Source organism: Blautia sp. AM28-27 (assembly GCF_003480905.1).
In the GTDB taxonomy this organism is placed as follows: Bacteria; Bacillota; Clostridia; order Lachnospirales; family Lachnospiraceae; genus Fusicatenibacter; species Fusicatenibacter saccharivorans.
In genome coordinates this window covers 192343-206987 of the sequence record NZ_QUJK01000002.1, presented here as the reverse complement: position 1 = coordinate 206987, position 14645 = coordinate 192343, and the positions used below count along the sequence as shown (strand labels likewise).

Sequence of the window (14645 nt, the reverse complement as noted above, 5' to 3'; positions counted from 1 at the left end):
ACAATATATCTTTTTTCTCAATTCCAGCTCAATTTCCACTCAATGTCTTTTACCTCCGATTTTCGTATGCTTATCTCACAGCAAAGCAGTACCACACCGGTATGACCTGCTGAATCAATCAATACGAAAACGGAGGTATTTTTTATGCGAGAACTCAGAAACACAAAAATCATCGCTGTAGATCATGGCTACGGCAACATGAAAACAGCAAACACAGTCACACCAACCGGAATCAAAGCCTATGAAACAGAACCAATCTTCACCGGAAATATTCTGGAATATAACGGCATTTACTACCGGATTGGCGAAGGACACAAAGAATTTATCCCGGATAAAGCTATGGACGAAGAATATTATCTTCTGACGCTAATGGCTATTGCAAGGGAACTGAATGTCTTTTCCATCCGTGAAGCAGATGTTCATCTGGCTGCCGGACTTCCTCTGACATGGATCAGAAATCAAAGAGAAGCTTTTCGTTCCTATCTGCTCCAGAATCCAGAAGTCCATTATCGTTTCAACGGCAAAGAATATCATCTCCACTTTGTGGGACGTAGCCTTTACCCACAGGGATATCCGGCTATCATAAACCAACTAGGAAATTTCAAGGGAACCAATCTCCTTGCAGATATCGGAAACGGAACCATGAACATTCTGTATGTCAACAATAAGAAAGCTCAGGAAAGCCGATGCTGGACAGAAAAACTTGGTGTAAACCAATGCATGATTGCTGCAAAGAACGCTGTTCTGGACAAGTTTGGAGTGAAGATTGAAGAATCCACAGTAGAACAGATTCTGCGGTTTGGAACAGCTGACATTCCAGCACCATATCTGGATTGTATCAGTTCTATTGCCAGACAGTATGTGGCAGAACTTTTTTCCACACTCCGCAAATATGAATACAATCCTGACCTAATGCGCCTGTATGTAGTTGGCGGCGGTGGATGTCTGATCCGTAACTTCGGAACTTATGACAAATCACGAGTCACTATCATTGATGACATCTGTGCCACCGCCAAAGGTTATGAATCTCTGGCTTATATGAGCCTGAAAAGGAGGGGATAAATCATGCAGAACAATATCCGCAACACAAACCTGCGTTTTAATCTGGACAAAGAACAGCAACGGAGAGCCTGGGAATATTTACAGACGATGGACAGGCAGGATTTTAAATCTTACAGTCAGGTAATCTCTCTTGCGTTGGTAGATTATTTTGACCGCTACTATCGCACACAGGCTGATCCTTATCTGGAAACAAGAGAGCGGGAAGAACTTTTTGTGAAACAAATTGTAGATGCAGTGGAATACAGCCTGAAACAGTCATTGCCACTTTTTCTTTCCGGACTGACTGCAGGCATGGTGCAAAGGGAGCCCCAAATCAGGGCCCCTTTCCAGCACCTGAAAATTCACAGCCAGATAGTGATATAGACTGGGATTTTCTTGGAGAATAAACCCTTTTGATTGGAGGTGAACACATGACTGACTTTCTGACAGCAGACACCAACCTGCCATCTTATATGATGTTTCCTCGTTTCCTTCTGGACATGGAAATAAACGAAACTGCCAAAATGCTTTATATTATCCTGCTCGACCGGGCAAGGCTTTCCCAGAAAAATGAGGGCTGGTCAGATACAGATGGTCATGTGTTCATTTACTTTACGATTGAAGCACTGGCAGAAGTTCTCCACAAAAGCCAGATGACTGTTAAAACTGCTCTGGCAGTACTGGAAAAACAGGAGCTTATCTTCCGAAAACGGCAGGGACCCGGACAACCTAATCGGATTTATGTAAAACTCCCAAAAGAAACCATCCACTATACAGACAGATTTCTTTCCCTAAGACAGACAGAAAACTGTCCTATTGACAGACAGGATTCTTTCCCTGATACAGACAGAAAACTGTCTGGTAATAAGAAAGAGATAAAAAAGAACAATTTTAAAAAAAGAGGGAGTAAGGATCCACTCTCACCCTATGGAAAATTTCAAAATGTTTTTCTGTCAGAAAAAGAGCTTGAAGATATCCGGCAGACAATCCCTGACTGGCAGGATTATATTGAACGCTTATCCGGTTATATGGCTTCTACCGGAAAGCAATATCAGAACCATGCAGCTACCATCATCAGTTGGGCAAGACAGGATCATCCTGCTTCCCGGCAAAGGAATTACGAAAGTGAGGAATACGAAACACTATGACAAGATTTACAGAAAAAGAAAATGCTATAACACCAAACAGAGAACTTCAGCCTGATGAATATTTTAACGAAACAGACCACCTGATCTACTGTTCCAAATGCAATACGCCAAGACAATGCCGGCATGAATTACAGGGAAAGGTTCTTATTCCTTCCATCCGCTGTAAATGCCAGCAGGAAATCTTTGAGCAGGAAGAGACCCAGAGAAAACTTCATGAAAAACAAATGGAAATAGAGCATCTTAAAACCAGCGGCTTACAGGACAAAGCACTCTATGACTACACTTTTGCCAGGGATAACGGCATCAATCCGGAAATAAAACTGGCACACAATTATATAAGCAACTGGGAAGAGATGAAAGCAAACGCTTCCGGACTTCTCATCTGGGGTGATGTCGGTACTGGAAAATCTTTTTTTGCAGGCTGCATTGCCAATGCCCTTCTGGAAAAAGGCGTTCCTGTACTGATGACCAACTTTTCCCGGATTCTGAATACCCTTACCGGAATGCATTTTGAAAACAGAAACCAGTTCATCAACAGCTTAAACCGCTACAGTCTTCTGATTATTGATGATCTCGGAATTGAGCGGAACTCTGACTTTGCACTGGAACAGGTATTCAATGTGATCGACAGTCGTTACCGCAGTAAAAAGCCTCTGATCATAACGACCAATCTCACTTTATCCGAGCTGAATAACGCCGCTGATATCGCACACAAACGAATTTATGACCGTATTCTGGAGAGATGTATTCCTGTCCGTATCAATAACCGGAATATTCGTCAGGACAATGCAACAGCTAATTTAAAACAGGCAAAAAGAATTCTGTTAAACAATCATGCTCCGAACCAGAACTGAAGCAAAGAAGCATAACACGATAATTATTCTTCACTGACAGTGGTACTACTTTCTTTCCTTATTTATCACCAGAAACATGCCACTGTCAGTTATCCGAAACTATAGTACCAAACCATAAGATTTTAAAACCAATACTGCCCGGATACGGGCATAAAAAGGAGGTGCCAGATATGGCAGATAAAAAAATCATGACACCGGAAGAAAAAGCACTTTTACAGGCAAGACACCGCCAAGAAGAAGCCGAAGCAAGAAATCGCAAAAAAGAACGTGATGCCAGAACACACCGATTAGTCCAGGAAGGAGCCATTTTGGAAAGTATTGTTCCCCATATTAAAGAAATGGATTTGGATTCCCTGAAACGGGAGCTGATAATCCGGCTACGAGGAATGTAAACGCACAAGTTCTACTCCCGAAGGGCGCACTTACTCACCACCCGATAAATCGGGCGGTGGTATCCCCTACGGGGCTCGTGCGCCCTGCCGAGGGCTTTTCCGCTGTTGCAGGCAACATCGAAAGGAGGTGCCAGATATGGCAATTTATCATATGCAAGCCAAAGTTGTCAGCCGTGGTTCCGGACGTTCCGCTGTCGCAGCTTCTGCTTATATGAGCTGCAGCCGGATGTACAATGATTACGATGACATCCAGCATGATTACACCAGAAAGCATGGACTCATTTATCAGGAAGTATTGCTTCCACCGATGGCTTCACCAGAATGGAAAGACCGTGAACAACTCTGGAATGCTGTGGAAGCTGCAGAAAAAACAAAAGACAGCCGACTGGCAAGGGAATTTGTTGTCGCACTTCCCGTTGAATTAGATAAGGACAGTAATATTTCTCTTCTAAAAGATTTTATTCAAAAGAACTTTGTAGATATGGGCATGTGCGCTGACTTTGCTATTCACGATACGGATGGACACAATCCTCATGCACACATTCTGCTTACCGTCCGTCCACTGAACGAAAACGGAACATGGCAGTATAAAACAGAAAAAGAATATCTCTGCATAAAAAATGGAGAAGAAAAAGGATTTACAGCTACTGAATTCAAAGCTGCTCAAAAAGATGGCTGGGAAAAGCAATACAGATATAAAGTTGGGAAAAAGAAAGTTTATATGACCGCATCTGTCGCACAGGAAAAAGGCTATGACCGCATCGACAAGCATCCAAAAAGCAGCCGCTATGGCAGACAGAATCCCATTTCTGAACAATGGAACAGTGATGAGCAACTCTGTATCTGGAGAGCAAACTGGGCAGATACTGTAAATGAAATGCTTGCCCACAATCAGATAAATGCATCCATTGATCACCGCAGCTTTGCAGATCAGGGAATCACCGAACAGCCGACCATCCACGAAGGCTATATTGCTCAAAACATGGAAAAGAAAGGAATGATAGCTGACCGCTGTGAAATCAACCGCCAGATTCGTGCAGATAACCAAATGCTCCGGGAATTAAAAGCTCAGGTAGAGAAACTGGCTCAAGCTGTCAAAAATTCTATTCCTGTAATTGCAGAAACAATGGAAACTATCCGAAATCATATGATCTTTACACAATATCATTTACTTCATAATGAGATGCAAAAAGAAGTAATTCATGATTGGATGAATCATTTTAATCCAATACTGAATAAATACAACACCGTTAAAAAGAAACTCAAAGCTAAAGTTACAGAACGGAAAGAGCTGAATGTAGAAAAAGAGAAAACCAGTATTTTGAATCCCATCCAGCATATAAAATTGAATCAGCAGCTTACCACTGTTACGGAAGAAATTGAAGAACTGAAATCAAGGAAAGAGCAACTAATCTTCCAGGCACAATGCTCCACTGATAAAGATATGACGAATCTATCCAAAAAATATGACCAGATGAATAGCAATCTTGATATCCTGGATTCTCAGGACATCTCCCTTAAAAAGCAGCTTAAAAAAGACGCCGCTGCTTTCCGGGAAGAAAAATTTCGTCCTGAACCTGAACAGTATACAGAATTGCTGGACACCAGAATCCAGATACGTCCTGATTTCCGGGATAAGCTGATCGAGCAGCTCAAAGGTACTTTTGGTAAGTATTATGACTATCACCGCCGTGATATTGCCGCCAATGAGGTAGATTATCTCAATGTGGAAGATCCTGATGTTTTTTCCCATCGTGCCTGGGAACTTGAATATCAGAGGAAACAGGAGATGCGGCGAAATCAGCCTGCCAGAGCTAAGAAAAGGTCATATGATATGGAATTATAATCATCATCGAGTAGATAATATGCTCTTACAACTCTCTTGTTTAAAAGGCGTATGGATTTAAAAGTTCCATACGCCCAATTCACTTTAACCAGTTACAATCTGCCATGTTTTCTTGTATAAAACCACATTCATTATAATGCTGAGATTCTTTGTTGCATATCAATAACTTGAACTTTACTATTTTTAAGAACTAATCCATACGAAAAATGAATCGTATTTCCTCCCACTGGTTCAAATTTAACATATTGTCCACATATATTTCTATTACGTTCACCAAATATTTTCTTTATCTTTTCTGGCAATACACTATATATCGGACATGACACATCTATAGTATAAAATCCATTTTTCATAGGATTACCTCTGTCACTAAACCATTCACTTATTGAAATTCTATTACCTGCTACAGATTTACATTGAGCTGTATATTCTTTGCCACGTAATGTAAACATTAATGGGGTTTCCTCTGGAATATTAGAAGATACTTGAAATCTTATCTTTCCATCATTCATTTTCCAGCTCAATGAAGCTTCAATCTTCAATTCCTTTCCATTAATAGGTTGTTTAGGTTCTAATTCCTCGGGCAATGGCAATAAATCTCCCATCTCAACGTAATGATTTTTATAATACCATCTACCATATTTCTGTATAAATCCCCATGATGACAAATAATTGCTGTTTAACTGATCTATAGTAGCATCCGAAAACTGAAATCCTCTTTTTGAATAATCTACTCTTGAATATGCACGTAAAATTTTAATAATTGGTATATGATATTTATTATAGGCATCTATATATGGCAAACATTCAATATCATAAATATTATCCGAAGCATTCTCATAAGATTTTCGACGAGCACATATGAATTCATATATTTTCTCATCAGTAACCTGTTCATTGACTGGTTGTGGCGTAACAGAAAAATAAAAGTCTCCCACTAACGAAGAATATTCCCATGAAAGCTGTTCTTCTCCGTATTGGCTAATTGATATTTCTGACACTTTATTTCTAACAAATTTAAACATTTCTTCAATTTTCAAATTTGGAATAAGCATAGCATCTTTTAAAACTTGTGTATATAATCCATTACTACATTGTCCATCAAATGCACTACAGTCAGCGCTTGTAGAATAAGCAATCATAGTACCTTTAGGTGGATTATTAAATGGCGCAAAGCCTGTTAAAAATCCCCTCCCCATAGCAAAAGGATTATCTCGACATGCATCCAATATACATATTAATGTTTTTCCCTTATATGAAGATGCACCTTCTAACAGCGAATTTAAACAATAACAAGAGACCATTGTCTTGCTTTTATCACTTAACTTTAAATCAATAGGAACGATAAAATTTTTACCGTCGATTTGCATACCATGCCCTGCATAAAAAAATACCCCTACAGCATATTCATCTAATGCCTGTAAAAAATCATTAACAGATTTTTGAATATCTATTAAATTTGCATCCATTATTTTTGTAACATCAAAATTTAATTTATTCAAAATACTAGCAATATCGTCAGCATCATTCTTAGGATTATTCAATTTCCCTACATTTGAATAATCAGAATTACCGATTACTAATGCAATTCTATCCATTATTCTCACCTCTGAAATTATCTTACGTTTTATTTCATAATTAAAAATTTTAAATTCATTTCTTAATATAAATTTTAATCTGTTATTTTGATCATACCACCTTCTTAGCCCATTTTATATAAACTCTTACAAACACTGAAAAGCTCCCGAAGGAGCTTTCCACGCTTTAAATATACACTAATTCTTTCAACACAATCTCTTCTGCAGCATTCCGGGCATTATTTACCGCTCTAACCCATTCCATCTGGTCACGAGCTTTCAATTCTTCCGTAATGCCCTGCTTCTCCATCATCTGACTCATCAGAATATCCATTCTCTCCTGTGCTTCATCGTCCACAGTATTCAGATGTTCTGTCAGTCTGTCTTCCAGCATATACAGTGAATACATTGCCGGACGATGCTCTTTCAGATATGTTTTCCGCATCATTCCATATTTCCCATAATGCGGTTCTTCATCTGTACTGACAAGATTCGAATAGTAAATTCCGTCTGCGCCAAGTGTGTAGGTTCCACCCATTTTTTCAAATGTGCTTTTCATGTGTTATTCCTCCTTGAAATCAGCGATGTCCTTAAATCATCGCAAAATATTTCAGGGCAGCCTTGATAGCATCTTCTTTCTCTTTCGGGCATTGTGGAACTCTTGCATTTTCTGATTTTGGAAGATTATGGTTTTCTCCCACTTCAATTCCACATTTGCGTTTTACCTGAGAAATATATAAACTTGAAACCTTCAAGCCAAATTCTTTCAGCACATAATCTTTGATTTCCTGATAGGTTGCTTTCAACTCGGCACTGGTGGCATCCAGCTCGTCCAGGTCTAAGTCGATCTCTATCGTGTCATCTGGTTTTTGTTGGGACAAAAGAACAACCGTCTCCACATGGCACGTCATCGGGAATTGGTCAACCCCTCGGACTTTCTTTACTTCATACCCCAGCTCCCCAAGCACCTTCACATCTCGTGCCAGCGTTGCGGAATCGCAGGATACATACACGATGCGGTCCGGCTGCATGCTGGCCATGGTGTGGAGGAGGTTTTCTTCGCAGCCTTTTCTCGGCGGATCGACGACGATGACGTCCGCGTGGGCGTGTTCGCCCGGGTGGTCTTTGGCGTACTGTTCGTAGTAGGCCGGAAGAATCTCTTCCGATTTTCCAACGAAAAATTCAGCGTTTTCGATCTCGTTAATTTTCGCATTGTTCTTCGCATCCGCGATTGCCTCCGGGACGATTTCGACACCGTAGACTTTTTTGGCTTTCTGCGCGAGGAACAGGGAAATCGTTCCGATGCCGCAGTAGAGATCCCAGACCGTCTCATTTCCGGTGAGGTCTGCGTATTCCAGGGCAAGACCGTACAGTTTTTCCGTCTGCGCCGGGTTGACCTGGTAGAAGGACAGCGGGGAGATCCGATATTTTACGGTTCCAATATAGTCGGTGATATACCCCTGTCCCCACAGGCAGCGGATTTCTTTTCCCATGATCACATTGGTCCGCTCACGGTTTACGCTTAGGGTAATGCTTGTCATGCCTTCGAGTTCTGTCAGCGATTTGATGAGTTTCTCCTCGGCCGGCAGTTTCTTTCCGTTCACAACGAGACAGACCATAATCTCTTTCGTCATAAATCCAAACCGGATCAGCACATGGCGCACCAGGCCTTTGCCGGTCTCCTCGTTGTATGCCGGAACGCCGTTCTCCTCCATCCAGGCAAGAATGCGGTTCAGAATCTCCTCGTTCTGCTCCACGCCGAGATAACAGTTCCGGTTTTCCATGATCTGATGCGTTCTTCCCGCATAAAATCCCGTAATCAGCTTTCCATTTCTATCCTGCCCGATCGGAAACTGGGCTTTGTTTCGATAGCGGAACGGATTTTCCATCCCCACGATCGGCTCCATCGGGATCTCCGCCATGCCGCCGATGCGCTGGAGATTTCCGGCGATTTTCTTCTCCTTAAAGCGAAGCTGCTCCGCATAGTCGAGCATCTGCAACTGGCATCCGCCGCACGGACGTGCAACCGGGCAGACCGGCTCGACGCGGTGCGCGGACGGCTCGATCAGGCGCATCAGGCGCGCGTAGCCGTAATTTTTCTTTGCTTTGATCACTTTTACCTCGGCAAGATCGCCGATGACGGTGTCCTTGACAAAGAGGGTATAGCCCTCGCATTTGCCTATACCCTCTCCGTCGTGTCCCATATCTTCAATTTTCACCGTCAGTACATCATTTTTCTGATAGTTCATGAAAAGTCTCCTGTTCTGCGGATGTTGGACTCAAAAAACCGGTTGTAGCCAAGCCACTCATTGCCGGCCGGCGCTGCGTCAAACAGCTCGGTCAGGGTTTCCATTTTGGCATCGGCATTGTCCGCCAGGTTCAGCGCTACCGCCTCTACCATTGCCGGTTTTTTCGGGGAACCGTATTCCAGCTCGCCGTGGTGCGCCAGAATGCAGTGCTTTAACTGATTCTCGAGTTCCTGTGGGAAACCGTCGATCTTCTGCGCCGCATCGTGTACCATCTCCGCACCGATCATGATGTGGCCGAGCAGCTGTCCGTCATTGGTGTAATCGTTCTGCGGGAATAAGGAGAGTTCTTTCGTCTTTCCGATATCGTGCAGAATTGCTGCCGTAATCAGCAGATCGCGGTTCAGAATCGGATACGATTTTACCATAAAATCGCAGAAACGGGTGACACTTAACGTATGCTCTAAAAGGCCGCCGACGAATCCGTGATGCACGCTTTTTGCTGCAGAGCTCATGCGGAACCGTTTTGCGGTCTCCTGATCCTGGATAAAATAATACGTCAGCAGTTCGGAGAGATACTGATTTTTCACCGTTCCGATCCAGGAGAGCAGCTCCTGATACATCGTATTGATGTCGTAACGGCTCGTCGGCAGATAGTCCGCCGGATTATATTCGCCCTCTTCCGCTTTTCTTGCATTTTTAATGGAAACCTGAAGTGCTCCATTGAAACTGGAAACATCTCCCATAATATCTACATAATCCAGTGCTTCAAATTCACGGATTCCCATAGAATTCGGATCCCAGATTTTCGCATCGATCGTACCGGTTTTATCCTGTAAGATCACGTTTTCGTACTGTTTTCCGTTTTTGGTAACAGCCGACTGTTTATGTTTGCAGAGATAAATTCCGGAAATGCGGTTTCCTTCCCGGAGTTCGTTGATATACTTCATAAAAATAAATCCTCTTTTTCTAAAATAAATGCGGACACAGTGTTCCGTTTTTGTTTCTATGATGCCGTTTTTATGATGCAAAGCCTGTGCTCCTGCATGCCTTACCAATTCTACCAGATTTTCCTGCAGAATGCACGTATTTTTTCATCCGCCAGTGGAAAACCATTCGAAAAGAAAAGCTTCCGGAAGCCCCACCGGCTAAAACCGGCTTTTTCTGCTCCCGAAAGCCTCTGTTTTTTATACTTCCCCCATCGTCACATCAAACGTCATCTCCGCATACCCTTCAGCGCCTTTCCGCATCGCCGTCACGGTAACCACGTCTCCTGTGCTGTATTTGCCAAGCTGTTCATGGTACTGTTTGATCGTCTCAACCTTGTGCTCCCCGACCTTTACAATCACATCGTACTCTTTCATGCCCGCCATCATCGCCGGAGAATCGTCTGCGACGCGGCTGATGAGAACGCCTTTTGGAATGCCGGTTTTATCGGAAAGTTCTTCTGTGACATCCTGTCCGCGGATGCCGATATACGCGCGGCTCACGTTGTTGGAAAGATTTTCGATCAGCTTTTTGATCTGGGAAATCGCAATGCCCGTCACCACGTTGTTTCCCTTGGCACTGTAACTCTGCGCAATAATGCCGACGATTTCGCCGTCAAGATTTACCAGAATGCCGCTGCCGTCCGTGCTGCCGAGGATGTCGGTGGTCAGCAGATTGTACTCATTGTCCAGCGCGGAAATCTTGTTCGTAACCGAAGTCACCACACCATACGCAATCGAATTGCTGTAGCCGACCGGGCTTCCGACAGCCACGACCGGGTCACCCTGGCTGACGAGATACGAACTGCCGAGCGGCGCAACCGCAAGACCGTCCCGTGTTTCCTCATCCAGCTTCGATTCATCCACCTTCACAATCGTAAGGCCGGTGCTCGGATCGTGGCGCTGGTATGTGGCATCCACCATCGTCTCGTCCCAGAAGGTGACCTGAATCCGCTCCACATTTTCCACGATGCGGTATTCCGTCAGAATAAAGAGATCCTGCCCGTTGTCCGCAACAATCAGACCGGAAATCTGCTGCTGGTTTTCATAGTTCTGGTTAAAATAGTCCATCTGATTGGTAATGCCGATGACGGTAACCAGCGCTCGTTTTGGTTTTTCCGTTACTTCCAGCATATCCTGGTAGAGCGCTTCATAATTTTTCAGGCTGCTGTTCTTTTCCTCCGCATCCGTTTCCCCATCGACACTGGAAACCTCGCTGCCCTCCTCCGGCTCTTCGGAAGTGCTGCTTTCCGTTCCCTCTGCCGCTCCATTCTCCTCTGTGCTTTCGGAAACCGTACTTTCGGATACACTGCTTTCTGAAGTACTGCTATCCACTGTAGAACTGCTGATTTCCGAACCGGAGCCGCTGCTGTCTACCGACGCACTCGCCGAAGATGCGGTAATTGTCTCATCCGGCTCCTGTCCGCTGTTTGGATCCTCATCTCCCGGGATATCCACTTTCGCCGGCAGCTCTTCCCTGGTAACTGCTTCTGCAATCTTTGGCTCTGTCACCGCAAATACCGCGGCCGCAACCAGACCGCCAAGCGCCGCAAGTGCCAGCCATCCGGCAATCAGAAGAACAATCTTTTTCCAGTCGGGCGGCTGCTTTTTGATGCTCTCTTTCATGAATTTGTAAGGTTTTGGGTCATTTTCCATACATTTCTTTCTCCATACATCTGTATTCCATACCGAACTGCTCTGCGCATATGCGCTTCCGCAATCTTCACATATATAAAAAACTTTACCAGATAGATATGAACATTTTATGAAGACTGTTACATTTTTTTCTCATTTGCGCAACATCCTGCATTTTCTCGTTCTTGGGGTTTCTTTCTTTTCTTTTTTAAGGTATAATTGGGAGAGTGGAAAAACCTGTGACCCACATTCCACTTCCGGTCTGTACTTCCCGTGCAGATATATGATCAGATCGCTACTGTTCACTCAGCAGTGAAACACTTGCTGTTTCGCTGCGTAAGAAAGTGATTCAGGTGTGAGCAGCCCTCCTTTTGCGAAGCAAAACTTTAAATGAGGGCTGCGAATGTTACAGTTCGCAGGGTACCTGTGAACTGTAACATCAGATCCGTGCGGTATTGCATCAAAAATACCGCGTTATCTGTAGACAATGACTGAATTATGAATTACGAAAAGGTAAGTATTATGAATCAGAAAGCATTAAAAACGCTCGAATACGACAAAATTATTGAACAACTGGCTTCGTATGCCAGTTCTCCGCTGGGCCGGAAGAAATGTCTGAAGCTCGTTCCTTCTTCTTCCCTCTCCCAGATTACGCGGATGCAGCACGAGACACACGACGCGCTCACCCGGCTCTTTAAAAAAGGCCACATTTCCTTTGGTGATGCCAAAGATATCCGCGGCGCATTAAAGCGTCTCGAAATCGGCAGCTCCATGAACATCACGGAGCTTCTGCAGACCGCCGCACTTCTGGAAAACACGGCACGCGTCAAAGCGTACGGCCGCCGCGAAAATGCGGACCAGACGCCGGACAGCCTCGAAGATCTCTTCGAAACACTGGAGCCTCTGACGCTGCTTTCCACGGAAATCCGCCGCTGTATTCTCTCCGAGGATGAAATCAGCGATGATGCAAGCCCGAATCTACGCCGCATCCGTCGTTCCATCAAATCGTGTGAGGAAAAAATCCACAGCCAGTTAATCTCGCTCGTCAACGGTTCCTACCGCACGTATCTGCAGGATGCCGTCATCACGATGCGCGACGGCCGCTACTGTATCCCGATCAAATCCGAGTACAAAGGCCAGGTTCCTGGCATGGTACATGACCAGTCCTCGACCGGTTCCACCTTCTTTGTCGAGCCGATGGCCGTTGTCAAACTGAACAACGATATCCGTGAGCTGGAAATTGAAGAAGCAAAAGAAATCGAGGTCATCCTCTCTACGTTGAGTGCCCAGGCAGACCTGCACCGCGATGAGATCCGTTACGACCTCGAAAACATGGTAGAGCTTGACTTCATCTTCGCGCGCGCCGCTCTTGCAATGGAGCAGAACGCCAATGAGCCGATCTTCAACACCGAAGGTAAAATCCACCTGCGCAAGGCACGCCACCCGCTGATCAATGCGAAAAAAGTCGTTCCGATTGATCTGTCGCTCGGCGAAGATTTCGACCTTCTGATCGTCACAGGACCGAATACCGGCGGTAAAACGGTTTCCTTAAAGACGGTCGGACTCTTAACACTGATGGGCCAGTCCGGACTTCACATTCCGGCACTCGACCGCTCCTCCCTTTCCGTTTTCGACGAGGTTTACGCCGATATCGGTGATGAGCAGAGCATCGAGCAGTCGTTGAGTACCTTCTCCTCCCACATGACGAATGTGGTTTCCTTCCTCGACAAGGCAGACCGCAATTCCCTCGTCCTGTTCGATGAGCTCGGCGCCGGTACCGACCCGACAGAGGGCGCGGCGCTTGCCATCGCGATCCTCTCTACGCTCCACGAGCGCGGCATCCGCACCATGGCAACGACACACTACAGTGAACTGAAAATCTATGCCTTATCCACACCGGGCGTGGAGAATGCCTGCTGTGAATTCGATGTCGAGACTTTAAGCCCGACATACCGCCTGCTCGTCGGCGTTCCTGGAAAGAGTAATGCGTTTGCGATTTCCAGCAAACTCGGCCTGCCGGACTACATCATCAACAAGGCAAAAGACGAAATCAGCGAGCAGGATGAATCGTTTGAGGACGTTCTGACCACTCTCGAGCAGAACCGGATCACGCTGGAACGCGAAAAAGAAGAGCTTGCCCGCACCCGCGCGGAAGTCGAATCCCTGAAGCAGAGCCTTGCCAAGAATCAGGAACAGATCGACGCAAGAAAAGAAAAGATGATCTCCAATGCAACCGAGGAGGCACAGAGAATTCTCCGCGAGGCGAAGGAATACGCCGACCAGACGATGCGCGATTTCCAGAAATTTGGAAAAGAGAATGTTTCCGTCCGCGAAATGGAGCAGAAACGTACCACTCTGCGTGAAAAGATGAACAAGCTCGATAAGAAAAAGGCGAAGGAAGTACCGAAGCGCACCGGAAATCTCCGCCCGCAGGATCTTCATCTCGGCGATGCCGTCAAAGTCTTAAGCATGAATCTCAAAGGTACTGTCAGCACCCGCCCGGATTCGAAGGGAAATCTCTTCGTCCAGATGGGTATCATGCGGACCAAAGTGCATATCTCCGACCTTGTGCTGATCGACGAGGCTGTCATCACCGGCCCGTCCATCTCCCGCACAAGCAGCGGAAAATCGAAGCTTTCCAAGGCTGCCACGATTTCTACCGAGATCAATCTGCTCGGAAAAACGGTGGATGAAGCGGTTGCCGAACTCGACAAATATCTCGATGACGCTTATCTCTCCCATCTGCCGAGTGTCCGCGTTGTCCACGGAAAAGGAACGGGCGCACTGCGGAAAGGCATTCACAATTATCTGCGCCGCCAGAAACACGTAGCGGACTTCCATTTAGCGGAATTCGGCGAGGGCGATGCCGGCGTTACGATTGTTACGTTTAAGAAATAAAAACTCAGGAAAATATGGGACG

The 14645-nt window shown here is 45.1% G+C and carries 11 protein-coding genes and 1 pseudogene; 7 read left to right on the top strand and 5 right to left on the bottom strand.

The window, feature by feature from the left end; all coding sequences use genetic code 11:
- Window positions 1-144: 144 nt before the first annotated feature.
- From DW743_RS05145 to mobQ, 6 genes and pseudogenes are all read left to right on the top strand, one after another.
- Entirely contained in the window at window positions 145-1062 is a 918-nt protein-coding gene (locus tag DW743_RS05145) for a ParM/StbA family protein (protein ID WP_117760743.1), read from the top strand.
- A gap of 3 nt (window positions 1063-1065) precedes the next feature.
- Window positions 1066-1448: pseudogene (locus DW743_RS05140) on the top strand (adenylate cyclase).
- A 24-nt stretch (window positions 1449-1472) separates the two neighbouring features.
- Entirely contained in the window at window positions 1473-2189 is a 717-nt protein-coding gene (locus DW743_RS05135; protein ID WP_117760739.1) for a replication initiator protein A, read from the top strand.
- Window positions 2186-3043 (top strand): ATP-binding protein, encoded by an 858-nt coding sequence (locus tag DW743_RS05130; RefSeq protein ID WP_117760737.1) that lies wholly within the window; start codon window positions 2186-2188, stop codon window positions 3041-3043. Before DW743_RS05135 ends, DW743_RS05130 begins: the two co-directional genes overlap by 4 nt.
- 170 nt (window positions 3044-3213) lie before the next feature.
- The gene (locus DW743_RS05125) at window positions 3214-3435 is read left to right on the top strand and encodes a DUF3847 domain-containing protein (protein WP_005348485.1); all 222 of its coding nucleotides are present in this window, start codon (window positions 3214-3216) and stop codon (window positions 3433-3435) included.
- Between the two features lie 136 nt (window positions 3436-3571).
- Entirely contained in the window at window positions 3572-5281 is a 1710-nt protein-coding gene (mobQ, locus tag DW743_RS05120) for a MobQ family relaxase (protein ID WP_117760735.1), read from the top strand.
- Window positions 5282-5412: 131 nt separating this feature from the next.
- Here the strand turns inward: mobQ and DW743_RS05115 are convergent, their stop codons facing one another.
- From DW743_RS05115 to DW743_RS05095, 5 genes are all read right to left on the bottom strand, one after another.
- Complete coding sequence (locus DW743_RS05115; protein WP_006859000.1) at window positions 5413-6879, bottom strand: caspase family protein; 1467 nt, start codon at window positions 6877-6879, stop codon at window positions 5413-5415.
- 166 nt (window positions 6880-7045) lie between these two features.
- Window positions 7046-7417 (bottom strand): TnpV protein, encoded by a 372-nt coding sequence (locus DW743_RS05110; RefSeq protein ID WP_117760733.1) that lies wholly within the window; start codon window positions 7415-7417, stop codon window positions 7046-7048.
- Between the two features lie 31 nt (window positions 7418-7448).
- Window positions 7449-9107, bottom strand: a complete 1659-nt coding sequence (gene rlmD / locus DW743_RS05105; RefSeq protein WP_117760731.1) for a 23S rRNA (uracil(1939)-C(5))-methyltransferase RlmD — start codon at window positions 9105-9107, stop codon at window positions 7449-7451.
- Window positions 9104-10054 carry a 3'-5' exoribonuclease YhaM family protein gene (locus tag DW743_RS05100; protein ID WP_055228015.1) on the bottom strand — a complete coding sequence of 317 codons (951 nt, stop codon included), beginning with the start codon at window positions 10052-10054 and terminating at the stop codon, window positions 9104-9106. The genes rlmD and DW743_RS05100 overlap by 4 nt, the downstream gene beginning before the upstream one ends.
- 237 nt (window positions 10055-10291) lie before the next feature.
- The gene (locus tag DW743_RS05095) at window positions 10292-11746 is read right to left on the bottom strand and encodes a S1C family serine protease (RefSeq protein ID WP_117760729.1); all 1455 of its coding nucleotides are present in this window, start codon (window positions 11744-11746) and stop codon (window positions 10292-10294) included.
- Window positions 11747-12247: 501 nt separating this feature from the next.
- Here DW743_RS05095 and DW743_RS05090 point away from each other — a divergent pair.
- Window positions 12248-14623 (top strand): endonuclease MutS2, encoded by a 2376-nt coding sequence (locus tag DW743_RS05090; RefSeq protein ID WP_117760727.1) that lies wholly within the window; start codon window positions 12248-12250, stop codon window positions 14621-14623.
- Window positions 14624-14645 lie beyond the last annotated feature (22 nt).

Excerpts from the sequence above, each read along its gene's own strand:
- DW743_RS05145 (WP_117760743.1), top strand. The coding sequence starts at position 145 with ATGCGAGAACTCAGAAACACAAAAATCATCGCTGTAGATCATGGCTAC.
- DW743_RS05135 (WP_117760739.1), top strand. The coding sequence starts at position 1,473 with ATGACTGACTTTCTGACAGCAGACACCAACCTGCCATCTTATATGATG.
- DW743_RS05130 (WP_117760737.1), top strand. The coding sequence starts at position 2,186 with ATGACAAGATTTACAGAAAAAGAAAATGCTATAACACCAAACAGAGAA.
- DW743_RS05125 (WP_005348485.1), top strand. The coding sequence starts at position 3,214 with ATGGCAGATAAAAAAATCATGACACCGGAAGAAAAAGCACTTTTACAG.
- mobQ (WP_117760735.1), top strand. The coding sequence starts at position 3,572 with ATGGCAATTTATCATATGCAAGCCAAAGTTGTCAGCCGTGGTTCCGGA.
- DW743_RS05115 (WP_006859000.1), bottom strand. The coding sequence starts at position 6,879 with ATGGATAGAATTGCATTAGTAATCGGTAATTCTGATTATTCAAATGTA.
- DW743_RS05110 (WP_117760733.1), bottom strand. The coding sequence starts at position 7,417 with ATGAAAAGCACATTTGAAAAAATGGGTGGAACCTACACACTTGGCGCA.
- rlmD (WP_117760731.1), bottom strand. The coding sequence starts at position 9,107 with ATGAACTATCAGAAAAATGATGTACTGACGGTGAAAATTGAAGATATG.
- DW743_RS05100 (WP_055228015.1), bottom strand. The coding sequence starts at position 10,054 with ATGAAGTATATCAACGAACTCCGGGAAGGAAACCGCATTTCCGGAATT.
- DW743_RS05095 (WP_117760729.1), bottom strand. The coding sequence starts at position 11,746 with ATGGAAAATGACCCAAAACCTTACAAATTCATGAAAGAGAGCATCAAA.
- DW743_RS05090 (WP_117760727.1), top strand. The coding sequence starts at position 12,248 with ATGAATCAGAAAGCATTAAAAACGCTCGAATACGACAAAATTATTGAA.